Below are 24,687 nucleotides of genomic sequence, written 5' to 3'. Positions count from 1 at the left end.
CGCCCTACTGCACCACGCGCTTCTCGAGCTTGCGGGCAAGCGTGCGCCGGTGCAGGCCGAGCCGGCGCGCGGTTTCGGAGATGTTGAAGCCGGTCTCGACCAGCGTTTCGTGGATACGCTCCCATTCGAGGTTCTTGATCGAGGTGGGGCGGCTGGTGAGCGGCACCGAAACGTCGCCCTCGGCGCGGCCGAAGGCGGCTTCGATGTCATCGGTGTTGGCGGGCTTGGCCAGATAATAGCTGGCGCCGAGCTTGATCGCCTCGACCGCCGTGGCGATGCTGGCAAATCCCGTCAGCACGACGATGCGCATCGATGGATTGCGGGCGCTGAGAAGCTTGACGCATTCGAGACCCGATCCCGATCCGAGCTTGAGATCGACGACGGCGTAGGCCGGGACGGCCGTTTCCAGCGCGACCAGCAGCGCCTCGCGGTCGTGGCAGATCACGACGTCGTAGTCGCGCTTTTCAAACGAGCGTTTGAGCGTGCGCGCGAAGGTCGCGTCGTCCTCGACGACGAACAAGGATCGATCAGATTTCACGATCGTCTCCATAGGTCAGCGCCGCCAGCGGCAGCGAAAGGGTAACACGGGCGCCCTCGGCCATGTTGCGCGCCGAAACGTCGCCGCCAAGCTTGCGCACCACGTTGAACACCAGGAAGAGGCCCAGGCCGCCGCCTGGTCGCCCCTTGCTCGACATATAGGGCTGGCCGAGCGCGTCCAGGATATCCTTGTCGAAACCCGGTCCGCGATCCTCGACGGAGAGCACCAGCTTCTCATCCTGCCGCCCGGCGGTGACGCCGACCCAATCGTGCGATGCTTCCTGCGCATTGTCGAGCACATTGAAGATCACCTGCTTCAGCGCCGTGTCGGACACGATCTGCTCGTCCGGCTCGAAGCCGTTGCTGTAGTCGAGCTTGAGAGGCTGACGGCTGACGCGCCATTCCTCGACGAGATCGTCGAGGAAGCTGCGGATCGTGGTGCGGATCGTGCCCTCGCCCCGCGCCTGGCCGGAGGACATGAGAATGCCCGTGACGATGCCTTTGCAGCGTTCGATCTGCGCCTGCATCTCGGCCACGTCGTCGGAAAGCTCGCGGTTGCGCTTGACGCCGCGCATCTGGCGCCAGTCGGACAGGATGACCGATATTGTCGAGAGCGGTGTGCCCAGTTCATGCGCGGCACCCGAGGCCAGCAGGCCCATGCGCACGATGTGATCTTCCTCGGCCGAACGCTGGCGCAGGTCGGCGAGATAGGCATCGCGTTCGCGCAGGTTGCGGTTGATTCGCGTCATGAAGATCACGATCAGGCCCGCCGCGAGCACGAAGCAGATGAACATGCCGCGCAGATGCAGCGCCTGGAGGTCGCTGCCGCCGTGATGCGGAATGGCGATCGGCTGGAAAACGAAGATGAGGAAGACGAAGCAGGCAGAGGCCGTCACCACCAGGAGCCAGGTCGACCATGGCGCCAGCAGCGCGGCGCCGAGCGTGATCTGCAGCAGGTAAAGCGACACGAACGGATTCGAGACGCCGCCGCTCAGGTAGAGCTGCGTCGTCAGCGCCGCCATGTCGAAAATCAGCGCGACGAGGAGCTGCGCGTTGGAGATCCGGCGGTTGCCGCGCAGGGCGAGCAGGCTGAAGATGTTGAGGCCGACGAGGAAAAGCACCACGCCCGCCATCTCGGCGAGCGGCAGCGGGATGGCGAACCAGTGTTGCGTGGCCAGGATGGTCAGCACCTGCCCCGCCACCGCCAGCCAGCGCAGCTGGATGAGCAGGAGCAGGTTCTTCCTGTTCGTGACGTCGGCATCCGAGGCTGCGCCTCCCTGCCGCGTTGGAGGAAGCGTCAGGAACGGCTTGTCGTGATGGGGCCACGCGATATTCATCACGCTACATCCCAGTTCCGGCGGCCGGCGAGGACCTGGCTGGCAAGCGCCATCGCCAGCATCCCTGCCAGGGCAAACCAAGTCAAAGCATAGACGAGATGGCTGTTGCGGAAGGTGACGACGGTCAACCCGCCGCGCGGCCAGCCAGCAGCGCCGGATGCCTCGGCATCGATGAAATAGGGCGCGACATCCGCCAGGCCGCGCGCCTTGGCGATTGCCGCGACGTCGCGCGAATACCAACGATCGGCAACCGGATCGTTGCTGCGCAAGAAACCGCCGCCGGGCTCGCTGATGCGCAGCAGCCCGTCAACCGTCGCCGGCGCGGCGAGCGCGGCCTTCTCCCGCTCGAACTCCACCTTGCGCTCCTGCGGGATGAAGCCGCGGTTGATGAGGACCGTGAAACCGCGGTCGTCGCGCATCGGCGTCAGCACCCAATAGCCGCCGCCAAGCTCGGTCACCGCCTGCACCAGCGTGTTGGCGCCGCCCTGCCAGCGCCCGGCCAGCCGCACATGGCGATATTCGTGATCCGGCGCGCTGAACCCGCTCCAGTCCTGCGGACCGGGCGCATCGACGACGGGAGCGTGGATGCGGTGGTCGACGCGGGCGATCAGATCGAGCTTCCAGACCCGTCTTTCCAGCTGCCAGACGCCGAGCCCGAGAAACACCAGAATGCCGAGAAGCCCAAGCGCCACAGCCAAGAATCGCGACGCGGAGCCCTTCGAGCCCGCATGAGAGCCGGTCATGTCCTTTGCCTCGGCTTTGGCCCTCCCCGCGCGCCACACGCCCACGCCCGAAATGGGGCTCATGGCATCTCCCGCATCTCGTGGAGCCCGGGCATCATGTTGGCGTTGAGGTGGTACATCACCCAGAGCGAGCCGCTCAGCACGATGACGACGAGAATCACTGTGAAGATGAGCGCCAGCATCGACCATCCGCCTTCCGACGCAGGGGTCATATGCAGGAAGAAGACCATGTGCACCACGATCTGCACCACCGCGAAGGCCATGATGATGATGGCCGCGGCCTGCTTGTTGTCCATGGCGCCGGTCATGACCATCCAGAACGGGATGGCAGTGAGGATCACCGACAGGACGAAGCCGATCAGGTAGCCCCTCAGCGACCCGTGCGCGGCGCCGCCATGGGTGTGGTCGCGATCGGCATGATCATGAGCGCTCATCTGAGCATCCCCATCAGGTAGACGAAGGTGAAGACGCCGATCCAGACGACGTCGAGGAAGTGCCAGAACATCGAAAGGCACATCAGCCGGCGGCGGTTAGCCTCGATGAGGCCGTGTCTCGCGACCTGCACCATCAGTGTCACCATCCAGACGATGCCGAAGGTCACGTGCAGGCCATGCGTGCCGACCAGGGTGAAGAAGGACGACAGGAAGGCGCTGCGCTGCGGCGTCGCGCCTTCATGGATCATGTGCGCGAATTCGTAGAGCTCGATGGAGAGGAACGCCAGGCCGAACAGGATGGTCACCACGAGCCAGGCTTGCGTCGCGCCGACGCGGCCCTTGTCCATGGTCAGCATGGCAAAGCCATAGGTGATCGAGGACAAGAGCAGCATGGTGGTGTTGACCGCCACCAGGCCAAGATCGAACAGATCCTTCGGCGCCGGACCCGCCGCGTAATTGCCGCCGAGCACGCCATAGGCCGCGAACAGCATGGCGAAGATCAGGCAGTCGCTCATCAGATAGAGCCAGAAGCCGAGCATGGTGCTGCCGCCTTCGGCGTGCGCGTGCTCTTCTTCCAGGTGGAAGACCGGTTCCGAGCCGGCCGTGATCGCGCTCGATGCCATGCTCAATTCCTAGCCCTGGGCGGCGAGGAGCGTCGTTCTCGCCTCTTCCGTTTGCGCGACCTCGGCAGCCGGAATGTCGAAGTCGCGGTGGTAGTTGAAGGTGTGGCCGATCGCGGTTGCGATGAGGCAGACGAAGCTCAGTGCCGCCAGCCACCACATGTACCAGATCAGGCCGAAGCCGAGCGCGACGCTGAACACCGCCAGGACGACGCCGGTGCCGGTGTTGCGAGGCATGTGGATCGGTTTGAATCCGGACAGCGGGCGCCGGTAGCCGGCCTTCTTCATGTCGAACCAGGCGTCGTTGTCGCGAATGACCGGCGTGAAGGCGAAGTTGTAGGCCGGCGGCGGCGAGGAGGTCGACCATTCGAGGGTGCGGCCGTCCCAGGGATCGCCGGTGTGATCGGCCAGCGCTTCGCGCTTGCGGATGGAGACGAATATCTGGACCAGGAAGGCGGCGATGCCGCAGGCGATCAGCACGGCGCCGAAAGCGGCGATCACGAACCAGATCTGCAGCGAGGGATCGTCGAAGACGCGCATGCGACGCGTCACGCCCATCAGGCCGAGAATATAGAGCGGCATGAAGGCGAGCCAGAAGCCGAGCACCCAGCACCAGAACGAGACCTTGCCCCAGAACGGATCGAGCCTGAAGCCGAAGGCCTTGGGCCACCAGTAGGCGATGCCGGCGAACAGGCCGAAGAGCACGCCGCCGATGATGACGTTATGGAAATGCGCGATCAGGAACAGGCTGTTGTGCAGCACGAAGTCGGCGGGCGGCACGGCAAGCAGCACGCCGGTCATGCCACCGACGACGAAGGTGAGCATGAAGGCCACCGTCCACATCATCGGCAATTCGAAGCGGATGCGGCCGCGATACATGGTGAACAGCCAGTTGAATATCTTCGCCCCGGTCGGGATCGAGATGATCATCGTGGTGATGCCGAAGAAGGAATTGACGCTGGCACCGGAGCCCATGGTGAAGAAGTGGTGCAGCCAGACGAGATAGGACAGGATGGTGATGACTATCGTGGCGTAGACCATCGAGGTGTAGCCGAACAGGCGCTTGCCGGAGAAGGTAGAGGTGACCTCGGAGAAGACGCCGAACAGCGGCAGGATGAGGATGTAGACCTCGGGGTGGCCCCATATCCAGATGAGGTTCACATACATCATCGGGTTGCCGCCGAAGTCGTTGGTGAAAAAGTTGGTGCCGACATAGCGGTCGAGCGCGAGCAACGTCAGCACCGCCGTCAGCACCGGGAAGGACGCCACGATCAGCACGTTGGTGCAGAGCGAGGTCCAGGTGAAGACCGGCATGCGCATCATGGTCATGCCGGGGGCGCGCATCTTGATGATGGTGCATATCAGGTTGATGCCGGACAAGGTCGTGCCGACGCCGGCAACCTGCAGCGCCCAGATGTAGTAATCGACGCCGACGTCGGGACTGTAATTGATGCCGGAGAGCGGCGGATAGGCCAGCCAGCCGGTGCGGGCGAACTCGCCGACGAACAGCGAGGCCATGACCAGGATGGCGCCGCCGACCGTCATCCAGAAGCTGAAATTGTTGAGGAAAGGGAACGAGACGTCGCGCGCGCCGATCTGCAGCGGCACGACGAAGTTCATCAGCCCGGTGACGAAAGGCATCGCCACGAAGAAGATCATGATCACGCCATGGGCGGTGAAGATCTGGTCGTAGTGGTGAGCGTTGAGATAACCCTCGGAACCGTTGAAGGCGATGGCCTGCTGCAGGCGCATCATGATGGCGTCCGAGAAGCCGCGCAGCAACATGACGAGGCCGAGCGCCACGTACATAATGCCGATCTTCTTGTGGTCGACGCTGGTGAACCACTCGCGCCACAGATAGCCCCAAAGCTTGAAATAGGTGACCGCGCCGAGCACCGCGAGGCCGCCGAGCGCCACGACGATGAAGGTGACGACGACGATCGGCTCGTGCAGCGGCAGCGACTCCAGAGTGAGGCGGCCGAAGATGAATTTGGTCAGCGTCTCAGGCATCCGCCATCCCTCACAATTCGAAGCGCAGCAGGCCGAGCGACGGCGTCTCGGCGTCGGCACGGCGGATGCCTGCCCCCGGACTGAGCAGCCCTGCCCCGCGCAGCGGGGAAAGATCGCGCACCGGCCAATATTTCGCGCCGGCATCGCGGGCCGCGCGCGAAGCGGCGGCTGCCTCCTCCGCCGTGCAGATGCTGGCGACATAGGACGGATCGTTGCCGAACACCGCGCCGCGCCGGGCAAGCTTGTCGTATTGCAGCGGCAAGGCGTTGCGCACGCCGGCCAGCCCAAGGCCGCCCTTGGCGTCAATCGACATCATCTCGTTCATGCACATCTTGCCGCGCTCGACGCACAGATTGAGGATCGCGCCATAGAGGTCGGGATCGACGGAGGCATAGTGGCGGACCGGCTCGTTCTCGCTCGGACGCTCGAGATCGAGATAGGTCTCGCGGCTAAGCGTAGCCTGCGCACCTTTGGTCTGCGTAACCCACTCGCCGAAGGCCTGATCGGAGAGCCCGTGGAACGCAAAGCGCATGCCGGAGAAGCCGGCGCCGCTGTAGTTGGCCGAGAAGCCGGAATAGGTGCCTGGACGGTTGATGACCGCGTGCAGCTTCGTCTCCATGGCGGGCATGGCGTAAATCTGCCCGGCAAGGGCCGGAATGTAGAAGGAGTTCATCACCGTCGAGGAGGTGATGCGGAAGTCGATCGGCTGGTTGACCGGCGCCGCCAGCTCGTTGACGGAAGCAATGCCGTAATCCGGATAGATGAAGAGCCATTTCCAATCCAGCGCGACGACGTCGACCCTAAGCGGCTTGTGGTTCTGGGTGACCGGCTGTCCTGGTTCGATCCGGTCGATGCGCCGGTAGGGATCGAGCAGATGCGAGCCGAGCCAGGTGAGCGCGCCGAGGCAGATGATGACGAGCAGGGGTGCCGCCCAGATCACCAGCTCCAGCTTGGTCGAATGGTCCCAGTCCGGCGTGTAGATCGCCGTGGTGCTGGATTGCCGGTAGCGCCAGGCGAACAGCACGGTCAGCGCCATGACCGGCAGGATGATGAGCAGCATCAGCAGGGTCGAGACGACGAGCAGGTCGCGCTGCTGCACTGCCACGTCGCCCGCGGGCGCCAGCACGACCAGATCGCAGCCGCTCAGCAGCACGGCGAGCGGAAAAAGAAGCAAGGCTCCGGATCGTCTCATCAAACGCTGCCCTCGATGGCCCTGCAGCAGGATCTGTGCAGGTTGCGATGCGATATGGACCAACGGCTACTGCCGCAGGCACGGCGACGACATTGGACAATTTGTCCAATGCCCAGCCGGTATGGCTTTCGCGAAAGTGTGCACGCATAATGGGATGACGACAACATCGCATCTGGATGACGACAGCGTCGCATCTGGATAACGACAACATCGCGTCTGGATAACGACAACATCGCGTCGGGACGGCGACAATCGCGTTCCGAACTTTAGCTCGACGGAAACGATGGCTGAAACTTCGACTTCCGAAACGGACAGCAGACTGATCGGCTCGCATCACGGCCAGGTCAGCGCTGGCGATATCGCGGTCGGCGTGATCATCGGCAGGACGTCGGAATTCTTCGATTTCTTCGTCTATGCGATCGCTTCCGTGATCGTGTTCCCCAAGCTTGTGTTCCCAACGCACGACCCGCTGGTCGGAACGCTTTACTCCTTCGCCATCTTCGCGCTGGCCTTCATCGCGCGCCCGTTCGGCACCGTGCTGTTCATGGCGATCGACCGCGCCTATGGCCGCGGCGCCAAGCTGACGATCGCGCTGTTCCTGCTCGGCACCTCGACGGTCGCCATGGCGTTCCTGCCCTCCTATGAGGATGTCGGCGCGGTCGCCGCCTGGCTGCTGGCGCTCACCCGGTTCCTGCAGGGCCTAGCGCTCGGCGGGACATGGGACGGACTGCCCTCCCTCCTGGCGCTGAATGCGCCGCAGAACCGGCGCGGGATTTATGCGATGATCCCGCAGCTCGGCGCGCCGATCGGGCTCATCGTGGCAAGCTCGCTGTTTGCCTTCTTCGTCGCCAACCTCTCGGCCGACGACTTCTTCGCCTGGGGCTGGCGATATCCCTTCTTCGTCGCCTTTGCCATCAACGTCGTGGCGCTGTTTGCCAGGCTGCGCATCGTGGTCACGCCCGAATTCTCGAAACTCTACGAGAGCGGCGACCTGCAGCCGACGCGCATCAGGGAGATGGTTCGGACGGAAGGACGCAACGTTGTCGTCGGCGCCTTCGCGCCGCTGGCGAGCTTTGCCCTGTTCCATATGGTGACGGTGTTCCCGCTGTCCTGGGTGTTCCTGTTCACCAATGAAGGTCCGGAACGTTTCCTGGTCATCGAAGCGGTGAGCGCGCTGTTCGGCATCGCGGCGATCGTTGCATCGGGTCCGCTGGCCGACCGTGTCGGACGCCGCGCCCTGCTCGGCGGCGGCGCCGTCGCCATCGCAGCCTTCAGCGGCTTTGCCCCACAACTTCTCAACGGCGGCACCGTCGGCGAGACGGTGTTCATGGTGCTCGGCTTCATCCTGCTGGGCTTGAGCTTCGGGCAATCCTCGGGCGTCGTCGCATCGAGTTTCTCGCGCCGGCACCGCTATACCGGCTCAGCGGTGACATCGGACCTGGCCTGGATGTTCGGCGCCGGCTTCGCGCCGCTAGCGGCGCTGCTCCTGGCCGGAAATTTCGGCCTCATCGCCGCCGGCGCCTACCTGCTTTCGGGCGCCGCCTGCACGCTGATCGCGCTTTGGATCGACAGGCAGGCACGCCGGGCCGACTGAACGAGCGGCGAGCTCGGATAGTCGCCGCTCTATCCCTTTGTTTTTGACGTAGTTCCAGACGGAAGGTTACGGCGAAGGCGCCGAATTCAACCGCTCACACTTTTCCTGGAATTGCTCTGACCTGCAATCAGACCTGGTAGAAATCCCGATACCATTCCACGAAGCGCGGGACGCCGATCTCGATCGGAATCCTGGGCTTGAAGCCGATCACCGCCTCGAGCGAGGCGACGTCGGCATAAGTCGCAGGCACATCGCCCGGCTGCAGCGGCATCAGGTTGCGGATTGCCTTGCGCCCGAGAGCGTCTTCCAGAACGTCGATCAGCCGGCTGAGCTCGACAGGCGAGCTGTCGCCGATGTTATGGATCCTGAACGGCGCGGTGCTCGTCGCGGGGTCCGGCGCAGCGCTTGTCCAATCGGGATTGGGCGTCGCTGGATGCTGCATGACGCGGGCCACTCCCTCGACGATGTCGTCGATGTAGGTGAAATCCCGTTGCATGTTGCCATGGTTGAAGACATCGATCGGCTGGCCTGCGAGGATGGCCTTGGTGAAGATGAACAAGGCCATGTCGGGCCGTCCCCACGGACCGTAGACGGTGAAGAAGCGCAGGCCCGTCGTCGGCAGCCCGAACAGATGGCTGTAGGTGTGGGCCATCAGCTCGTTTGCCTTCTTGCTGGCGGCATAGAGGCTGAGGGGATGGTCGGCGGAATCATGCACCGAGAACGGCATGCGCGTGCTGCCGCCATAGATCGAGCTTGACGATGCATAGACGAGATGGCCGACCGAGGCCTGCCGGCACCCTTCCAGGATGTTGAGGAAGCCGTTTAGATTGCTTTGCGCATAGACATGCGGATTGACCAGCGAGTAGCGGACGCCCGCCTGCGCGGCGAGGTTGACGACGATCTGCGGCGCGACCGACGCAAAGACCCCCGAGATGCCATCGCGGTCGGCGAGATCGACATGCTCGAAATGAAAGTTTGAGAACGCCTTCAGCCGCTCGAGCCGCGCCTGCTTCAAGGTGACGTCGTAATACTCGTTCATGGAATCGAGGCCGACGACCTGCCGGCCTTCGGCAAGCAGCCTCTGGCAAAGGTGAAAACCTATGAAGCCGGCTGCGCCGGTGACCAGGATCGGCCTGCTCGACGTCAATGCATACCCCTAACGCTGCAGTCAGACCTTGCAGGCCATCGAGAACTTGCGCCTTTTACGGCAGAGCTGCAATGAATTCAACGACACGCGTTCTCTCGCCGTCGTCGCCAGCGTGAGGCCAGCGGCAAGATCGGCCGCCAGATGTCTGTATTGCCGAGGCGCACGCAGCCGCCGCCGGGATCCGACAGCGGAAAAGCGATCTCAAGCCAACGCTGATATGCGAGCGTGATCAGCGGTCGGGCACTTCCGTGCGGAACAAGATTGCGCGTACACTCCGGATCGGGAATTTGGTTTTCTTGGTGATCCCTGTTCCTTGGGGCAAACTGCTGGCGGGCTGTCAGGAGGAGAAATGAGAGCACGCGCGGCGACGGTCGGAGACCTGGAAGATGTTTTCCGCGGCCTGTCCAAGCGAATGTCGGACGAATATGTGGCGGCCGGCAAGGACAGCAAAAGCGCCTATGACAATCTGATGATGAACCTGAAGGAAGGCCGGGCGCATGCGCTCGTGCAGGACGACAGGACGGTGGCGATCATCGCCTGGCATGAGCACGCGGACGCCGCCGACACGCTCTTTGCCGCGCGGGAGGACTTCTTCAACGCCACGACTGTCCGCTTCTGCAAGCGCCACATCCGCCATGTCCAGGCGCTGGCCGGCAACCTTCCCGTCCATTCGCGCAGCTGGCTGAACAGGCCCGACGTCGCGAAATGGTTCCGCGTGATCGGTTATGTCGACCGAGGGCGCGAGAACGGCGCCACCTTGTTCGAACTGCCGTCGGCCGCCAATAGCTGACGGAAGCGAGGGCGATCCGTTACGGCGCTCCGAAAACGGGCGCTTGCGCGAAAATCCGATTGGAAAGATTGTACGCGCAGGCACCGGGCAACCCGGCACGCCGGATCGGGGATGGCTGCTGGAAATCGAGATGCTGCGCGTCTGCCTGGCCCTTGTCGCCATCGCTGCCCTGACGAGGCCGTCAGGGGCGGAGTTGCGCGCGTCCCACCTTTTCGACCGACCCGGCCTCGCCGCGGCCTATTCGGGCCAATCCGATCTTGTCACCGCATACACGACCGGCATGGCGCGCTACCGGCTTCAGTATTCCGGCCCCGCGGCGCGGGCCGGTTTGGCCGCCCCGCTCGAGCCCCGGCTGCTGCGGCCCGAATTCCAGCAGCGGACATGGCGTTCCTCGGATGGCAGCCTGCTGCAGGGCTTTGCCGGCAAGGGCGGTTTCCGGCTGACCACAGGCAATTGCGTGAGCCGCATCTGCATGGCCAGCGAGTGCAGCGAGGCCGGCTGGCCGCTCTATGCCTGCAGCGACGGGCGCAAACGCAAGATGTCGGTCAACAGCTTCGTGACGGCAACATTCGACGGCGTCACCTACCGGCGGCTGAGCGCGCCGCAGGAGTGACGTTGGACGACCCGAAGTAGGTGACGGAGCCGCTTGCGCCCATCTCGCCAAGCGTGGCATCGGTTGCGGCGTTTTGAGACGTTCGAAGACAAAGATAGTGGCACGCCAACCCGACAGACGATCCATCGTCGCCAAAGTCAACCTCGCCCGAGCGCTGTCCAAGCTTGGCTTCTGCTCGCGCACGCAGGCCGAGCGTCTCGTCATCGAGGGCCGCGTGCAGGTCAACGGCAAGACGATGCGCGATGCCTTGCTGCGCATCGATCCTGACGGCGACCGCATCACCGTCGACGGCGAGCGCGTCATCGCCGAGCGCAAGGTCTATCTGATGGTCAACAAGCCGCGCGGGCTGGTCACCACCCGCGACGACCCGGAGGGCCGCGGAACCGCCTATGACTGCCTTGCCGATCTCGACCTGCCCTTCGTGTCGCCCGTCGGCCGGCTCGACAAGGCGAGCGAAGGGCTGCTTTTGATGAGCAACGATACGCGCTGGGCAAATGGACTGCTCGACCCCGCTTCGCATGTTGCCAAGACCTATCACGTGCAGATCGCGGCCGCGCCCGACGAGGAAATGCTGGAGCGCTGTCGTCAGGGCGCCGTCGTCGACGGCGAGTTGCTCAGGGCAAGCTCGATCGCGCTGTTGCGCAGCGGCGGGCGGACAGCCTGGCTGGAGATCGTGCTTGACGAGGGACGCAGCCGGCAGATCCGCAGGCTGCTCGCCGCTTTCGACATCGAGGTGCTGAGGCTGGTCAGAGTGGCGATCGGGCGGCTGCAGCTTGGCGAACTTGCCAAGGGCAAGGCGCGGCATTTGACGGCCGAGGAGCTGGCGATGCTTTCAGCGTAGGCGTCGACCCCAATGGCTGCGCGCGAACTTCGTCATCCACGGGCGAAGCGGACGCGCAGACCCGAGGATCCATTCCGTGACCTGGCGCAAAGGGTAAAGGCGGTGCAAGACAGGGGTCGCTCTGCACCGCGGCAACGCTCATTGGTAACGGAATGGATTCTAGGGTCTGCGCCGCGTCGCTTCGCTCCTTGCTCCGCCCTAGAATGACGAGGCTGAGGGGTTTCGCCTAATCTCCCGAGACGCCTGAGCTGCTATCGAGCTGCAGCTATTTCCGGTTCCACTTCCGAATGACCGGCTCGGTCAGATCATGCTCGTAGCCCAGGATGCTAAGGCTGGCGGTATCGAGCACAAAGTGCTCGCCGCCTTCCGGCGGCAGGCCGACCCAGCGCGCTGCGAAGACACGCAGGAAATGCGAGCTGGAGAAGATGAGCACATTGCCTGCAATCGCGCGCAGCCCGGCAATGATGGCATCGGCGCGTGCGCCGACATCGGCCGCCGTCTCGCCGCCCGGACAGCCGTCGCGGAACAATTGCCAGCCGGGTCGCTTGGACAGGATCTCCTTGGTCGTCACGCCTTCATAAGCGCCGTAGTCCCATTCCTGCAGGTCGGATTTCTTCACCGCGCGCTCGCCGAAGCCGGCGAGCCGGCAGGTGTCGAAAGCGCGCTGCGAGGGGCTTGACCAGACCGCCTGGAACGTCAGGTCCTTGAGCCGATCGGAGATGCCGCGCGCGGCCTCTTCGCCTTTGGCGGTCAAGGGGATGTCGGTGCGGCCGGTGTGCCTGCCCGATGCGCTCCACTCCGTCTCGCCATGGCGAACGACGTAGATCTCGGGAAACGCACTGCTCATCGACCGGCCCTGAATGCAACGGGAATGCACCGGCAGGAGTGCGGCGCCGCGCCACCCTATGCGGCAGCCGACAAAAAGAACAGGCCGCGGCGCTTGCCGCGGCCTGCTCGGCATCGGGAGGATGCTGGTCGGCTAGGCGGGCTGCAGGCCGCCCGAGAGCGCAAGGTCTGCCTCTTCCGGCAACTGGCCGGCCATGGCGGCGGCGAATTGCTTCTGGTCGAGCTCGCCTTCCCAGCGGGCCACGACGATGGTCGCGACCGCGTTGCCGACAAAGTTGGTGAGCGCGCGGCATTCCGACATGAAGCGGTCGACGCCGAGGATCAGCGCCATGCCGGCGACCGGCACCGAGGGCACGACCGAGAGCGTCGCGGCCAAAGTGATGAAGCCGGCGCCGGTGATGCCGGCGGCGCCCTTAGAGCTCAGCATGGCGACCAGCAGAAGCAGTATCTGGTCGCCGAAGGTGAGCGGCGTATCGGTCGCCTGGGCGATGAACAGCGCTGCCAGCGTCATGTAGATGTTGGTGCCGTCGAGGTTGAAGGAATAGCCGGTCGGGATGACCAGGCCGACCACCGAGCGGTTGCAGCCGGCGCGCTCCATCTTGGCCATCAGGCCGGGCAGCGCCGCCTCGGAGGACGAGGTGCCGAGCACCAGGAGCAATTCCTCCTTGATGTAGCGGATCAGCGCCAGGATGGAGAAGCCGTTATACCATGCCACAGCCCCGAGCACGACGAGCACGAAGAGCAGCGACGTCAGATAGAAAGTGCCGATCAGCAAGGCGAGGTTGGCGATCGCGCCGATGCCGTATTTGCCGACGGTGAAGGCCATGGCGCCGAAAGCGCCGATCGGGGCGGCCTTCATCAGTATGGCGACGAGGCGGAAGACCGGCGCGGTCAGCGCCTGCAGGAAATCGACGACCGGGCGGCCACGTTCGCCAACCATCGCCAGCGCGATGCCGAACAGCACCGAGAAGAACAGCACCTGCAGGATGTCGCCCTGGGCGAAGGCGCCGGTGATGGTATCCGGAATGATGTTCATCAGGAAGCCGACGATCGTCGTGTCATGCGCCTTCTCGGTGAAGGTCGCCACTTTCGATGGGTCGAGGGTCGCGGGGTTGATGTGCATGCCGGCGCCGGGCTGGATGACGTTCGATACGACGAGGCCGACGATGAGCGCCAGCGTCGAGAAGACGAGGAAATAGATCATCGCCTTGCCGGCAACGCGGCCGACCTTGTGCAGGTCGGAAACGCCGGCGATGCCGGTCGCCACGGTGAGGAAGATCACCGGCGCGATGACCATCTTGACCAGCTTGATGAAGGCGTCGCCAAGCGGCTTCAGCGAGGCGCCCAGGTCGGGATAGAAATGGCCAAGCAGGATGCCGGCGGCGATCGCCACCAGGACCTGGACATAGAGATGCCGGTAAAAGGGAACCTTGCCGCGCGGTTCGGCGGCGGCGATTGCTGTCTGCATGATATCCTCCGTTCGGCCCCCGATCGAAACGCTCGACCTCCCAGGGGGCTGTTGACCTCCACAGCCTCGCGGCTGCTGCGGAAGCATCTGCAACGCGCGTGCCAGATGGTGCCGGGTGTCTCTCTTTGTTGATTTTGTTGGATTTTTCGATTCTGCGACATGCGGCCTCGGAGAACTCTCGTGCGGTTATCCGCATAGGTCGAATTGCGCTTTGTGCGAAATCATGCACAGATGCGGCATGCTGCAACGCCCTGCCGCTGTCCTTGCTGCCACGCCCGAACTGCTTGCCGGGCGGGCGCGTCGCGCCTGGCTGCTGTTCGCGGCGGTGGCGCTGCTGATCGTGCTCGCGGCGCTTTACGGCGCCGGCCTCTACGGCCGTTCGACCGAGATCGAGGCTTTAGCCACGCAAGGGCGCACCGACGCCAACCTCAAGGTCGCGCTGTTGCGCGCTGTGTTGGAAAATCCGCGCGCGCTGCCGCTGCTTTTGTCGGAGGACCAGCAGGTGCATGACGCGTTGAGCGAGCGCAGCCCTGCCGCGATCGACGTGCTCAACCGCAAGCTCGAAGGGCTGGTGTCCGGCACCAAGGCCTCGGTGCTCTATGTCACCGGCACGGACGGCTTGGCGATCTCATCAAGCAATTGGCGCGAGCCGGTGAGCTTCGTCGGCAACGACTACGGCTTTCGCGCCTACTTCTCGGGCGCGATGCAGTCCGGCACGGCCGAATATTTCGCGCTCGGCAATGTCAGCAAGCGCCCAGGCCTCTACATCTCGCGCCGTGTCGACGGCGCTTCGGGGCCGCTCGGCGTCGTCGTGGTCAAGATGGAATTCGACCAGCTCGAGGCCGACTGGCACGAGGCCAACCGCCCCGCCTATGTCAGCGACGAGCATGGCGTGGTGCTGATCACCAGCGTGCCCTCCTGGCGCTTCCTGACGACAGAGCCGCTCAGCCGGCCGATGCTCGCCGGTATCCGCACCAGCCAGCAATTCGGCGATGCGCCGCTGGTGCCGTTGCCGGTCACGAAACCACAACCGCTCAGCTCTGACGTCGCGCTGGTCCATGCCATCATGCCCGGGGGCAGCGACGCCGAGTATCTGCGGCTGTCGACCGCGGTGCCGTCGACGCCGTGGCGGCTCGACTATCTCGTTCCGGCCGACGCGCCGATCGCGGCGGCGCAGCGCGAGATGCGGCTGCTGACACTGGGCGTCCTTGTCCCGCTCCTTGCATTAGCCGCCTATCTGTTGTGGCGCAGGCAGTCCGCGCAGATGCGGATCGCCGCCGAGCAGGCCGCGCGGGCCGAGCTCGAGCGCCGCGTCGTCGAGCGCACGCAGGATCTCAGCCTGGCACGCGACCGGCTGCAGGCCGAGATCGCCGACCATCGCAGCACCGAGGCCAAGCTGCAGGTCATGCAGCAGGAGCTGGTGCAGGCCAACCGGCTTGCCACGCTTGGCCAGGTCGCGGCCGGCGTCGCGCATGAGATCAACCAGCCGGTGGCGACGATCCGCGCCTATGCCGACAATGCGCGCGTCTTCCTGGAGCGCAAGCAGAGCGCGTCGGCCGAAGAGAACCTTGGCGCCATCGCCGCGCTGACCGAGCGCATCGGCTCGATCACCGAAGAGCTGAAAGCCTTTGCCCGCAAGGGCCGCACCGCCGCCGAGCCGGTTGAGCTGCGCAGCGTGATCGAAGGCGCCGTGGTGTTGCTCAGGAGCCGCTTCGCCGGCCGGCTGGACGCGCTGGCGATCACGCTGCCGCCGCCGGCGCTGAAGGTGATGGGCAACCGGCTGCGGTTGGAGCAGGTGCTGATCAACCTTTTCCAGAACGCGCTTGAGGCGCTCGATGGCCGTGATGGCGCGCGGGTCGAAGTCTTCGCCACCGAAACCACCGAAGACGTGGCGCTGGTCGTTTCCGACAACGGACCGGGCATCCCGCCTGCGATCCTGAAATCGCTGTTCACGCCCTTCACCACCTCCAAGGAAAAAGGCCTCGGGCTCGGCCTCGTCATCTCCAAGGACATCGTCGCCGACTATGGCGGGCGCATCGAGGTTTCGAGCAGCAGCCAGGGAACACGCTTCACCATCCATCTGTCGAAAGCCGGCGCGGCATGACGAAGCATGATCCGGCACCAGTGATCCTGATCGATGACGACAGCGATCTTCTCAAGGCGACTAAGCAGACGCTGGAGCTTGCCGGCTTTGCGGTGTCGCCCTACGCAGTGGCGAGCGAAGCGCTGGCAGCGCTCGACAGGAATTTCGCCGGCGTGGTGGTGTCGGATATCCGCATGCCGGAGATCGACGGGCTGCAGGTTTTCGACCGCGTGCTGCGGCTCGACCCCGATATCCCCGTTATCCTGGTCACCGGCCACGGCGACATCGCCATGGCGGTCAAGGCGATCAAGGACGGCGCCTACGACTTCATCACCAAGCCTTTCGCCGCCGACAGGCTGGCGCAGAGCGTTGCGCGCGCCGCGGAGAAACGCCGGCTGGTGATGGAAAACCGCGCCCTGCGCGAGGCGGCCGAGCAGGCGCAGGAGGGATTGCCGCTGATCGGCCAGACGCCGGCGATCGAGCGGCTGCGCCGGACGCTGCGGCAGATCGCCGACACCGATGTCGACGTTCTGGTGACCGGCGAGACCGGCTCCGGCAAGGAGGTGGTGGCGAGCCTGCTGCACCGCTGGAGCCGCCGCGCCAAGGGCAATTTCGTGGCGCTCAACTGCGGCACGCTGCCGGAGACGGTCATCGAAAGCGAATTGTTCGGCCACGAGGCCGGCGCCTTCACCGGCGCGCAGAAGAAGCGCGTCGGCCGTATCGAGCATTCAAGCGGCGGCACGTTGTTTCTCGACGAGATCGAAAGCATGCCGGCCTCGACACAGGTGCAGATGCTGCGCGTCTTGGAAATGCGCGAGGTGACGCCGCTCGGTACCAATGAGGTACGGCCGGTCGACCTGAGGGTGGTCGCGGCAGCCAAGGTCGATCTCGGCGATGCCAGCCAGCGCGGCGCTTTCCGTGAGGATCTCTATTACCGGCTCAACGTGGTGACGCTGTCGATCCCGCCGCTGCGCGAGCGGCGGGACGACGTGCCGTTGTTGTTCGGATACTTCGCCGAGCGGGCGGCGGCCCGATTCAGGCGCGCCGTGCCGGCAATCTCCGCCGCGGTCCGGCGTCATCTCAGCGACCATGACTGGCCGGGCAATGTGCGCGAGCTCGCCCATTTCGCCGAACGTTTCGTGCTCGGGCTCGAGGACGTTGCCGGATCGCCTTCCCCCACGGCAACGGAGAGCGGCACCTCCGTGCCCTTGCCTGAGCGGCTCGATCGCTACGAGGCCGAGATCATCCGCGAGACACTTGGCCGCAATGACGGCGACGTCCGGCGCACCATCGAGGCGCTCGGCATCCCGCGCAAGACCTTCTACGACAAGCTGCAAAGGCACGGCATCGTGCGCAGTGATTTTTCCAGGTAGATCAGGGCCAGAGATGGAGCTGATATCGTCGGAAAACCGCTTCGCACCTTTCGGCATTATGCTGTGGGAACCGCAACGCCGCTGCGCCGTTGAAACCGACCGGGAAATCGTGGCACGCCGGCATCAGCCGAGCAGCGAATGCATTGCCGTGGCGGTTTTGCCGGGTTGCGCTCGGCAGGCGTTGATGGTTTGTTGCCGCCCAGCGGAGAACGAATGATGCGCGAATCCCTCGGTCAAGACGAATATGGCTCGACCAGCCCCTTCGACCCTGACGACCTGCCCAATCTCAATGCGATGGGGCCGGCGATGGGCGGCGGCAATGATTTCGAGAAATACGCGGTCGCCGTCATCATCGTCTTCGGCGCGCTGATCATCGGCGGCCTGATGGCCGCCTCCATGTCCTTTGGCCACCGCAACGGCTTCCTGTTCGCGCTTGGAGGGGCCACGGCGGCCTGGATTTCCGGCAATGCGTTGCTGCTCGACCGGCCGCGCATCTATGCGCTTTTCGTCGCCATCGCCGCCGTGATGCTGATCGCCTCGACCATCACGCTGGTGACCTGATCAATTAATATCCCAGCGCCTCACCGGCGGCAGCGCGGCTGTCGATGGCGCCGTTGTAGCGCGCGCCGCCGCCTTTCTCGATCTGTGCCAGGCTCTTGCCACCGACCAGGATGCCGGCGGCCTGCCCCCAGATCTGGTCGCTGAGGTCGAGATGGTAGCCCATGCCGGCAAGCAGCTTCTCCGTGTCCGGCGACAGCCCGAATGGTTCGACATAGACCGTGTCCGGCAGCCATTGATGATGGATACGCGGAGCGTCGATCGCCTGCTGGATGTCCATGCCGTGGTCGATGACGTTGACGATCACCTCCAGCGTGATGGTGATGATGCGCGAGCCGCCCGGGCTGCCGATGACCATGAACGGCTTGCCGTCCTTCGTGACGATCGTCGGGCTCATCGAGGATAAGGGCGTCTTCTTCGGCTGGATGGCGTTCGCTTCGCCCTGGACCAGGCCGTAGAGGTTGGGCACGCCCGGCTTCTGGGTGAAATCGTCCATCTCGTTGTTGAGCAGGATGCCGGTGCCGTCGGCGACGACCCCGGCGCCGAAGGAGCCGTTCAGCGTGTAGGTGACCGCAACCGCATTGCCGTCCTTGTCGATGATCGAATAATGCGTGGTTTCCTTCGACTCGCCGAAGCCTTTCGGCATCAGTTCCTTCGACACGCCGGCACGGAACGGATCGATCTTGTCGCGGATGTCTTTCGCATAGGCCTTGTCGAGCAGCCTCGAGACCGGATTGTCGACGAAATCCGGATCGCCGAGCGCCGAGTTGCGGTCGACATAGGCGTGGCGCATGGCTTCCACCATGACGTGAACCGTCTCGGCCGAGCCGGCGCCGAGATAGGAGAGCGGATAGCCCTCCAGCACATTAAGGATCTCGCAGATGATGACGCCGCCCGAGCTCGGCGGCGGCGAGGAAATGATCTCGTAGCCGCGATAGGAACAGGTCACCGGCTTCAGCTCACGCACGGCATATTGCTCGAAATCGGGCTTGGCGAGGATGCCGCCTTTCGCGCCGCTCGCCTTGACGATTTCATCGGCGATGGCGCCGTTGTAGAAAGCGTCCGGGCCTTTGTCCGAGATCGCCGAAAGGGAGGCGGCAAGGTCCGGCTGAACGAGCTTCTCGCCTATGCCGTAAGGCTTGCCGTCCTTTTTCAGGAAGATCGCGGCCGCCGCCGGGTCCTTCGCCAGCCGCTCGGCGCCGCCGGCGAATGACGCGGCGTCGCCCTGGTTAAGCACGAAGCCGTCTTTGGCGTATGCAATCGCCGGCGCCATCAATTCCTGCCGCGGCAGCGTGCCGAATTTCTCACGCGCCATCTCGAAGCCCGCGACCGAGCCAGGCACGCCGACCGCGAGATAGCCGTCGAGGCTGGCGCCTTTGATCGGCTTGCCGTCCTTGTCGAGATACATGGTTTTGGTCGCCGCGAGCGGCGCGCGCTCCCGGAAATCGAGAAAGGTCGTGCGGCCGTCCTTCATGCGCACGGTCATGAAGCCGCCGCCGCCGATATTGCCGGCATTGGGATAGACCACGGCGAGCGCATAGCCGACGGCGACCGCGGCATCGACCGCGTTGCCGCCTTTCTTCAGCACGTCGACACCGACTTCGGTTGCAAGATGCTGGGCAGTCACCACCATGCCGTGCTCGCCCTTGGCGGGAGTTGGCGAAGCGGCGAAGACGATGGTCGGCGTGAAGGCAAAGGTGAGCGAAAGGCTGACGGCGATCAGCGTCCGGCGGGTCAAGGGCATGGCGGTGCTCCAGGCGTTGGGGGACGCCTAGGAAAAACCGCCACAGCGAATTAGTCCAATAACAATTGAAGCAGCGCGCGTGGCCCCTCACCCGGATTGCCGAGTCGAATTGCAAGGGCAATTCGGGCAATCCGACCTCTCCCCAAGGGGAGAGGAGCGTGCGGCGGCGCTGATCTCTTCTCCCCTCGGGGAGAAGGTGGCCGCGAAGCGGCCGGATGAGGGGGAGTGGCGCTGCCTGTCAGACGATCCCGCCGCCGCCACCGGCGACTGCAGGCCGCTCCGCCGCGACCTTGGCACGGTAGCCGGCCTCGCGATAAGCGGCGACCGGATCGACGGCGCCGCCGGCCCTCAGCCGCGCCATGGCGAGGATCGGCTCGACATCGGTGCGGTAGGCCGCCTTTAGCGTCTGCGTCGCCATCAAAGCATCATTGGCCTCCTGAAAGCCTTCCAGCGCTTTGCGATCGACCAGCAGCGCCTGCGCATAGGCGCGCTGCACCTCGACCGCCGACAGCATCAGGCTCTCGATCGGGTCGGTGACGTTGTGGCTCTGGTCGAGCATATGCGCGGGATTGAACCCCTCGGCGCCCGAGAGTTCGGCATCGACCAGTTCGTTGAAGACCAGGAACAGCCGGTAGGGGTCGATCGAGCCGGCATCGAGATCGTCGTCGCCATATTTGGAATCGTTGAAGTGGAAGCCGCCGAGCTTGCCGAACTGGATCAGCCGCGACACGATCATCTCGATGTTGACGTTGGGCGCGTGATGGCCGAGATCGACCAGGCAGAAGGCCTTGTCGCCGAGCTCCTTGGCAATGATGTAGTTGGTGCCCCAGTCCTGCACGACCGTCGAATAGAAGGCCGGCTCATACATCTTGTGCTCGGTGAACAGCCGCCAGTCGTCCGGCAGGCGGGCATAGATTTCGCGCATGGCGTCGAGATAGCGCTCGAAGGCCTTCGCGAAATTGACCTGGCCGGGGAAGTTGGAGCCATCGCCGATCCACACCGTCAGCGCCTTCGAACCCAGCGTCTTGCCGATCTCGATGCATTCGAGATTGTGCTCGACCGCCTGGCGGCGCGTGCCGGCATCGGCATGCGACAGCGAGCCGAATTTGTAGGAGAGCTTCTGGTCCTTGGCGTCGGAGAAGGTGTTGGAGTTCATAGCATCGAAGCCGAGGCCGAAGCGCGAGGCCGCCTGCTTCAACCGGTTCGGATCGGCCTTGTCCCACGGAATGTGCAGCGAGACGGTCGGCGTTGCCTGCGTCAGCTGGGCAATGACGGCGCAGTCCTCGATCTTGTCGAAGATGTCGCACGGCTCGCCGGCGCCTGGAAAACGGGCAAAGCGCGTGCCGCCGGTGCCGACGCCCCAGGACGGGATCGCGACGCCGAATTTCTCGACCTTGTCGCGGATGGCGTCGATGGCGATGCCGCGCCGGTCGAGGCGCTCGCCGAGCGAAGCGTAGTCGCGCTCGAGGTCGGCTTGGCGCGCGGCGTTGCTTTTTTCGACGACGTCAGTCGAGATGATCGTTTCGGACACTGCACTTTCTCCCAGTATTCGTCGGCTGGCGTCGCCCCTCATCCGCCCTTCGGGCACCTTCTCCCCGTAGAACGGGGAGAAGGGAAGTGCGCGCCTAACGCGTAAAGCTCTGCGCGTTGCCGGCGTCGACGTTGACGATGTTCCCCGTGGACTTGGCCGACATGTCCGAGGCGAAGAAGTAGATCGCTTCGGCGATGTCCTCCGGGAAGACCGAGCGCTTCAGCATCGAGCGCGAGCGGTAATGCTCCTCGAGGTCGTCGGTCGACATCTTGTAGGCGGCGGCGCGCTGTTCCTTCCATTCGCCGGTCCAGATTTTTGAGCCGCGCAGCACGGCGTCCGGATTGACGACGTTGACCCTGATCTGCGCCTCCGCGCCTTCCAGCGCGAGGCAGCGGGCCAGATGGATCTCGGCCGCCTTGGCCGTGCAGTAGGCGGACGCGTTCGGCGAGGCGGCGAGGCCGTTCTTGGAGGCGACGAAGACGACATTGCCGCCGATCTTCTGGGCGCGGAACAACCGGAAGGCCTCGCGCGAAACGAGGAAATAGCCGGTGGACAGGATGTCCATGTTCTTGTTCCACAAGGCCAGCGTCGTTTCCTCGATCGGCGCCGAGGAGGCCAGACCTGCGTTGGACACCAGGATGTCGATGCCGCCGAATTCGACCGCAGTCTCGGCAAAGCCGGAAAGCACCTGATCTTCCGACGTCACATCGATCCGCACCAGACGGACGAAGTCCTTGCCGTAGGCTTTCGAAAGCTCGTCATTGGCGCTGGCCAACGCGGCCTCGTCGATGTCGGCCAGCATCACGCAGGCGCCTTCGCGCAGCAGCCGGGTGGCGGTGGCGCGCCCGATGCCGCCGGCGCCGCCGGTGACCAGCGCGATCTGACCGGCGAGTGCTTTCGGCTTCGGCAGTCGCTGCAGCTTGGCCTCCTCGAGCTGCCAATATTCGATGTCGAAGGCTTCCTGGGCGGGCAGGCCGACATAGGACGAGACGGTCGAGGCGCCGCGCATGACATTGATGGCGTTGACATAGAACTCGCCGGAAATGCGCGCGGTCGCCTTGTCGCCGGCGAAGGTGAACATGCCGACGCCCGGCATCAGATAGACCACGGCATTGGGATCGCGGATGGCGGGCGAGTCGGCATGCTTGCAGCTGTCATAGTAAGCCTGGTAGCCGACGCGGTATTCGGCGATGTCGTCGGCCAGCCGCGCGATGACGGCATCGACATCCGGCTTTGCCGGATCGAACTCGATCACCAGCGGCCGGATCTTGGTGCGCAGGAAGTGATCGGGGCATGAGGTGCCGAGCGCCGCCAGCGGCCGCAAGTCCTTCGAATTGACGAATTCGAGCACGGCGGGCTGGTCGTCGAAATGGCCGAGTTTGTGGCTCTTTTCGGAGATGAGGCCGCGGATCCGCGGCATCAGCTTGGCCGCGATGGCGCGGCGCGCGGAAGCGTCGAGCGATTGGACCGCCTCGCCGCCGAAGATCGCCTTGCCCTGCGATTTGCGCTCGAACCAGTCGATCGCTTGGTTAATCACCGAGATCGTCGTCTCGTAGCACTCCTTGGGCGTGTCGCCCCAGGTGAACAGGCCATGGCTTTCCAGCACGACACCCTTGGCATCCGGATTTTCCAGGCAGAATTTCTCCAGCCACAGGCCAAGTTCGAAGCCCGGTCGCTTCCACGGCAGCCAGCCGATGGCGTCGCCGAATATCTCCTTGGTGATCGCCTTGGAATCCTTGGCGGCGGCGACCGCGATGATGGCGTCGGGATGCATGTGGTCGACGCAAGCCTTCGGCACGAAGGCATGCAGCGGCGTGTCGATCGAGGCCGCGCGCGGATTGAGGTCGAAGGTGCAGTGGGGCAGATAGGCCACCATCTCGTCCTCATGCGCGGGCCCGCGATACAGGCCTTTCAGTGCGCGTAGCTTTTGCATGTAGAGGGTGGCGAAACCGTCAAGCTTGATCGAGGCGCTGTCGCCGCCCGAGCCCTTGACCCACAGCACCTCGACCTCCTCACCGGTGAGCGGGTCCTTCTGCCAGACCTTGGACGAGGTGTTGCCGCCGCCATAGTTGGTGACGCGCTTGTCGGATCCCAGCGTGTTCGAGCGGTAGACCAGGAGCTCAGGACCGCTCATCCCTTCGGCCTTTGCATCGTCCCAAAGATTGGCGAGGCGCGAGCCGGAGCGCTTGTCGAGCATAGGTATCCTCCCTTGGAGCGCGATGCCGCGCCCCTCGTTTCTCGACCGGGAATGTCTACGCAAGCGTCGCGCTTGTCAATCACAAACGATCAATATCGATCATATTGCACTGCACAATGAAAATATATGATCGGAAATGATTGACACTGCGCGTTTTCTAAGGCCTGATGCTTGGGCAGGGAGGAACCATGCACGAGAAAGAGCGCCACAGGATCATTCTGTCCGCCGTCCAGGAAAAGCCTGTGGTGACGGTACAGGAAATGGTCGAGCTGACGGACTCTTCCGAAGCGACGATCCGGCGCGACATCGCGGCGCTGCATGTCCAGAAGCGCCTGCGCCGGGTGCGCGGCGGCGCCGAGGCGATCTCGCCGCCGCAGTTCATCGGCCTTGCCGGCCGGCCCTTCTCCGTCAACGAAACACTGAACGCCGCGCAGAAGCGGGCGATCGCCCGCGAAGCGGTGAACCTTTGCACGGACGGCGAGCCGATCATCATCAATGGCGGCACCACCACCTTCCAGATGGTGCATTTCCTGACCGGACGCCGCATGCCGATCTTCACCAACTCCTTCCCGATCGCCGAGCATCTGCTCAAGCACTCGAAGAACACGGTGATGCTGTCGGGCGGCACTATCTACCGCGAGCAGAACATCATCCTGTCGCCCTTCGACAATGACGTGACGCGCAACTTCTATGCGCGGCGCATGTTCATGGGCGCGCAGGGGCTGGGGCCACTCGGGCTGATGGAAGGCGATCCGCTGCTGATCCAGGCGGAGCAGAAGCTGATCGACCAGGCCGACGAACTGGTGGTGCTGGTCGATTCCTCGAAATTCCGCATGCGCTCGAGCCTGATCCTGTGCGGGCTGTCGCGCATCGCAACCGTGATCACCGACGACGGCATCGAGGACCGCGAGGCCAAGATGCTGGAAACAGCGGGCGTGGCGCTAATCGTCGCCCGCAGACAGTCAAGCGACAAGGAGGAATCTTCACTGCAGGCCTGAGGGAAACTCACGCTCGCAGCGGCGATGGAAT

The 24,687-nt window shown here is 64.3% G+C and carries 21 protein-coding genes; 8 read left to right on the top strand and 13 right to left on the bottom strand.

From position 1 onward, the window contains the following. Positions 1 to 4: 4 nt before the first annotated feature. From FJW05_RS07320 to cyoA, 7 genes are read right to left on the bottom strand one after another with little or no spacing between them, the layout of a single operon-like run. Positions 5 to 538: a response regulator transcription factor gene (locus FJW05_RS07320; RefSeq protein WP_210239087.1), complete on the bottom strand. Its 534-nt coding sequence runs from the start codon at positions 536 to 538 to the stop codon at positions 5 to 7. Continuing rightward, positions 528 to 1,874: an ATP-binding protein gene (locus FJW05_RS07315; protein ID WP_140629666.1), complete on the bottom strand. Its 1,347-nt coding sequence runs from the start codon at positions 1,872 to 1,874 to the stop codon at positions 528 to 530. Before FJW05_RS07315 ends, FJW05_RS07320 begins: the two co-directional genes overlap by 11 nt. Beyond that, entirely contained in the window at positions 1,874 to 2,617 is a 744-nt protein-coding gene (locus FJW05_RS07310) for an SURF1 family protein (RefSeq protein ID WP_140629783.1), read from the bottom strand. Before FJW05_RS07310 ends, FJW05_RS07315 begins: the two co-directional genes overlap by 1 nt. Positions 2,618 to 2,676: 59 nt before the next feature. Beyond that, a complete protein-coding gene (cyoD, locus tag FJW05_RS07305) occupies positions 2,677 to 3,051 on the bottom strand; it encodes a cytochrome o ubiquinol oxidase subunit IV (RefSeq protein ID WP_140543801.1) in 375 nt (124 codons plus the stop codon). Continuing rightward, positions 3,048 to 3,674, bottom strand: coding sequence for a cytochrome o ubiquinol oxidase subunit III (gene cyoC / locus FJW05_RS07300; RefSeq protein ID WP_140629663.1), 627 nt, complete (start codon positions 3,672 to 3,674; stop codon positions 3,048 to 3,050). The genes cyoD and cyoC overlap by 4 nt, the downstream gene beginning before the upstream one ends. Before the next feature lie 9 nt (positions 3,675 to 3,683). Further along, positions 3,684 to 5,681 (bottom strand): cytochrome o ubiquinol oxidase subunit I, encoded by a 1,998-nt coding sequence (gene cyoB, locus FJW05_RS07295; RefSeq protein WP_140629660.1) that lies wholly within the window; start codon positions 5,679 to 5,681, stop codon positions 3,684 to 3,686. Positions 5,682 to 5,691: 10 nt separating this feature from the next. Further along, the gene (gene cyoA, locus FJW05_RS07290; RefSeq protein ID WP_140629657.1) at positions 5,692 to 6,873 is read right to left on the bottom strand and encodes a ubiquinol oxidase subunit II; all 1,182 of its coding nucleotides are present in this window, start codon (positions 6,871 to 6,873) and stop codon (positions 5,692 to 5,694) included. A gap of 283 nt (positions 6,874 to 7,156) precedes the next feature. Between cyoA and FJW05_RS07285 the strand changes: the two genes are divergently transcribed. After that, positions 7,157 to 8,467 carry an MFS transporter gene (locus FJW05_RS07285; protein WP_140629655.1) on the top strand — a complete coding sequence of 437 codons (1,311 nt, stop codon included), beginning with the start codon at positions 7,157 to 7,159 and terminating at the stop codon, positions 8,465 to 8,467. Positions 8,468 to 8,594: 127 nt separating this feature from the next. Here FJW05_RS07285 and FJW05_RS07280 read toward each other — a convergent pair whose 3' ends face one another. Beyond that, positions 8,595 to 9,614 (bottom strand): NAD-dependent epimerase, encoded by a 1,020-nt coding sequence (locus FJW05_RS07280; RefSeq protein ID WP_140543791.1) that lies wholly within the window; start codon positions 9,612 to 9,614, stop codon positions 8,595 to 8,597. Between the two features lie 349 nt (positions 9,615 to 9,963). Here FJW05_RS07280 and FJW05_RS07275 point away from each other — a divergent pair, with 349 nt between their 5' ends. The 3 genes from FJW05_RS07275 to FJW05_RS07265 all read left to right on the top strand — a co-directional run bounded on the left by FJW05_RS07275 (position 9,964) and on the right by FJW05_RS07265 (position 11,858). Continuing rightward, entirely contained in the window at positions 9,964 to 10,404 is a 441-nt protein-coding gene (locus tag FJW05_RS07275; protein ID WP_095765859.1) for a hypothetical protein, read from the top strand. Positions 10,405 to 10,534: 130 nt separating this feature from the next. Continuing rightward, the gene (locus FJW05_RS07270; RefSeq protein WP_181164864.1) at positions 10,535 to 11,017 is read left to right on the top strand and encodes a hypothetical protein; all 483 of its coding nucleotides are present in this window, start codon (positions 10,535 to 10,537) and stop codon (positions 11,015 to 11,017) included. A 97-nt stretch (positions 11,018 to 11,114) separates the two neighbouring features. Continuing rightward, on the top strand, positions 11,115 to 11,858 hold the full coding sequence (locus FJW05_RS07265) for a pseudouridine synthase (RefSeq protein ID WP_246673244.1): 744 nt from the start codon (positions 11,115 to 11,117) through the stop codon (positions 11,856 to 11,858). Between the two features lie 265 nt (positions 11,859 to 12,123). On the opposite strand, the gene FJW05_RS07260 is transcribed toward FJW05_RS07265, so the two are convergent. Together FJW05_RS07260 and FJW05_RS07255 are read right to left on the bottom strand one after the other, a co-directional pair. Beyond that, positions 12,124 to 12,705 carry a histidine phosphatase family protein gene (locus FJW05_RS07260; protein WP_140629652.1) on the bottom strand — a complete coding sequence of 194 codons (582 nt, stop codon included), beginning with the start codon at positions 12,703 to 12,705 and terminating at the stop codon, positions 12,124 to 12,126. A 132-nt stretch (positions 12,706 to 12,837) separates the two neighbouring features. Then, a complete protein-coding gene (locus FJW05_RS07255) occupies positions 12,838 to 14,172 on the bottom strand; it encodes a dicarboxylate/amino acid:cation symporter (RefSeq protein WP_140543779.1) in 1,335 nt (444 codons plus the stop codon). A 238-nt stretch (positions 14,173 to 14,410) separates the two neighbouring features. On the opposite strand from FJW05_RS07255, the gene FJW05_RS07250 reads away from it, so the two are divergent. From FJW05_RS07250 to FJW05_RS07240, 3 genes are all read left to right on the top strand, one after another. After that, complete coding sequence (locus FJW05_RS07250; protein ID WP_246673242.1) at positions 14,411 to 16,276, top strand: sensor histidine kinase; 1,866 nt, start codon at positions 14,411 to 14,413, stop codon at positions 16,274 to 16,276. Beyond that, positions 16,273 to 17,628, top strand: coding sequence for a sigma-54 dependent transcriptional regulator (locus FJW05_RS07245; protein ID WP_140629647.1), 1,356 nt, complete (start codon positions 16,273 to 16,275; stop codon positions 17,626 to 17,628). The genes FJW05_RS07250 and FJW05_RS07245 overlap by 4 nt, the downstream gene beginning before the upstream one ends. 213 nt (positions 17,629 to 17,841) lie before the next feature. Continuing rightward, on the top strand, positions 17,842 to 18,189 hold the full coding sequence (locus FJW05_RS07240; protein ID WP_224608676.1) for a hypothetical protein: 348 nt from the start codon (positions 17,842 to 17,844) through the stop codon (positions 18,187 to 18,189). A gap of 4 nt (positions 18,190 to 18,193) precedes the next feature. Here FJW05_RS07240 and ggt read toward each other — a convergent pair whose 3' ends face one another. The 3 genes from ggt to FJW05_RS07225 all read right to left on the bottom strand — a co-directional run bounded on the left by ggt (position 18,194) and on the right by FJW05_RS07225 (position 23,658). Continuing rightward, the gene (gene ggt, locus FJW05_RS07235) at positions 18,194 to 19,930 is read right to left on the bottom strand and encodes a gamma-glutamyltransferase (RefSeq protein ID WP_140629644.1); all 1,737 of its coding nucleotides are present in this window, start codon (positions 19,928 to 19,930) and stop codon (positions 18,194 to 18,196) included. A 238-nt stretch (positions 19,931 to 20,168) separates the two neighbouring features. Further along, positions 20,169 to 21,503 carry an L-rhamnose catabolism isomerase gene (rhaI, locus tag FJW05_RS07230; protein ID WP_140629641.1) on the bottom strand — a complete coding sequence of 445 codons (1,335 nt, stop codon included), beginning with the start codon at positions 21,501 to 21,503 and terminating at the stop codon, positions 20,169 to 20,171. 52 nt (positions 21,504 to 21,555) lie between these two features. Beyond that, positions 21,556 to 23,658: a bifunctional rhamnulose-1-phosphate aldolase/short-chain dehydrogenase gene (locus FJW05_RS07225; protein ID WP_140629638.1), complete on the bottom strand. Its 2,103-nt coding sequence runs from the start codon at positions 23,656 to 23,658 to the stop codon at positions 21,556 to 21,558. Positions 23,659 to 23,846: 188 nt separating this feature from the next. On the opposite strand from FJW05_RS07225, the gene FJW05_RS07220 reads away from it, so the two are divergent. Beyond that, the gene (locus tag FJW05_RS07220) at positions 23,847 to 24,656 is read left to right on the top strand and encodes a DeoR/GlpR family DNA-binding transcription regulator (protein WP_128259638.1); all 810 of its coding nucleotides are present in this window, start codon (positions 23,847 to 23,849) and stop codon (positions 24,654 to 24,656) included. The last annotated feature ends 31 nt before the right edge of the window (positions 24,657 to 24,687 follow it).

It is taken from the genome of Mesorhizobium sp. B2-9-1 (assembly GCF_006439455.1).
Classification (GTDB): Bacteria; Pseudomonadota; Alphaproteobacteria; order Rhizobiales; family Rhizobiaceae; genus Mesorhizobium.
The sequence above is the reverse complement of the archived record's forward strand: the minus strand, read 5'-3'. Positions and strand labels throughout refer to the sequence as shown.

Coding starts and splice junctions, on each gene's coding strand:
- rhaI (WP_140629641.1), bottom strand. CDS start 21,503: ATGAGGGGCGACGCCAGCCGACGAATACTGGGAGAAAGTGCAGTGTCC.
- FJW05_RS07285 (WP_140629655.1), top strand. CDS start 7,157: ATGGCTGAAACTTCGACTTCCGAAACGGACAGCAGACTGATCGGCTCG.
- FJW05_RS07275 (WP_095765859.1), top strand. CDS start 9,964: ATGAGAGCACGCGCGGCGACGGTCGGAGACCTGGAAGATGTTTTCCGC.
- FJW05_RS07250 (WP_246673242.1), top strand. CDS start 14,411: ATGCTGCAACGCCCTGCCGCTGTCCTTGCTGCCACGCCCGAACTGCTT.
- FJW05_RS07245 (WP_140629647.1), top strand. CDS start 16,273: ATGACGAAGCATGATCCGGCACCAGTGATCCTGATCGATGACGACAGC.
- FJW05_RS07255 (WP_140543779.1), bottom strand. CDS start 14,172: ATGCAGACAGCAATCGCCGCCGCCGAACCGCGCGGCAAGGTTCCCTTT.
- FJW05_RS07270 (WP_181164864.1), top strand. CDS start 10,535: ATGCTGCGCGTCTGCCTGGCCCTTGTCGCCATCGCTGCCCTGACGAGG.
- FJW05_RS07315 (WP_140629666.1), bottom strand. CDS start 1,874: ATGAATATCGCGTGGCCCCATCACGACAAGCCGTTCCTGACGCTTCCT.
- FJW05_RS07240 (WP_224608676.1), top strand. CDS start 17,842: ATGATGCGCGAATCCCTCGGTCAAGACGAATATGGCTCGACCAGCCCC.
- cyoA (WP_140629657.1), bottom strand. CDS start 6,873: ATGAGACGATCCGGAGCCTTGCTTCTTTTTCCGCTCGCCGTGCTGCTG.
- FJW05_RS07260 (WP_140629652.1), bottom strand. CDS start 12,705: ATGAGCAGTGCGTTTCCCGAGATCTACGTCGTTCGCCATGGCGAGACG.
- cyoD (WP_140543801.1), bottom strand. CDS start 3,051: ATGAGCGCTCATGATCATGCCGATCGCGACCACACCCATGGCGGCGCC.
- cyoB (WP_140629660.1), bottom strand. CDS start 5,681: ATGCCTGAGACGCTGACCAAATTCATCTTCGGCCGCCTCACTCTGGAG.
- ggt (WP_140629644.1), bottom strand. CDS start 19,930: ATGCCCTTGACCCGCCGGACGCTGATCGCCGTCAGCCTTTCGCTCACC.
- FJW05_RS07225 (WP_140629638.1), bottom strand. CDS start 23,658: ATGCTCGACAAGCGCTCCGGCTCGCGCCTCGCCAATCTTTGGGACGAT.
- cyoC (WP_140629663.1), bottom strand. CDS start 3,674: ATGGCATCGAGCGCGATCACGGCCGGCTCGGAACCGGTCTTCCACCTG.
- FJW05_RS07310 (WP_140629783.1), bottom strand. CDS start 2,617: ATGACCGGCTCTCATGCGGGCTCGAAGGGCTCCGCGTCGCGATTCTTG.
- FJW05_RS07220 (WP_128259638.1), top strand. CDS start 23,847: ATGCACGAGAAAGAGCGCCACAGGATCATTCTGTCCGCCGTCCAGGAA.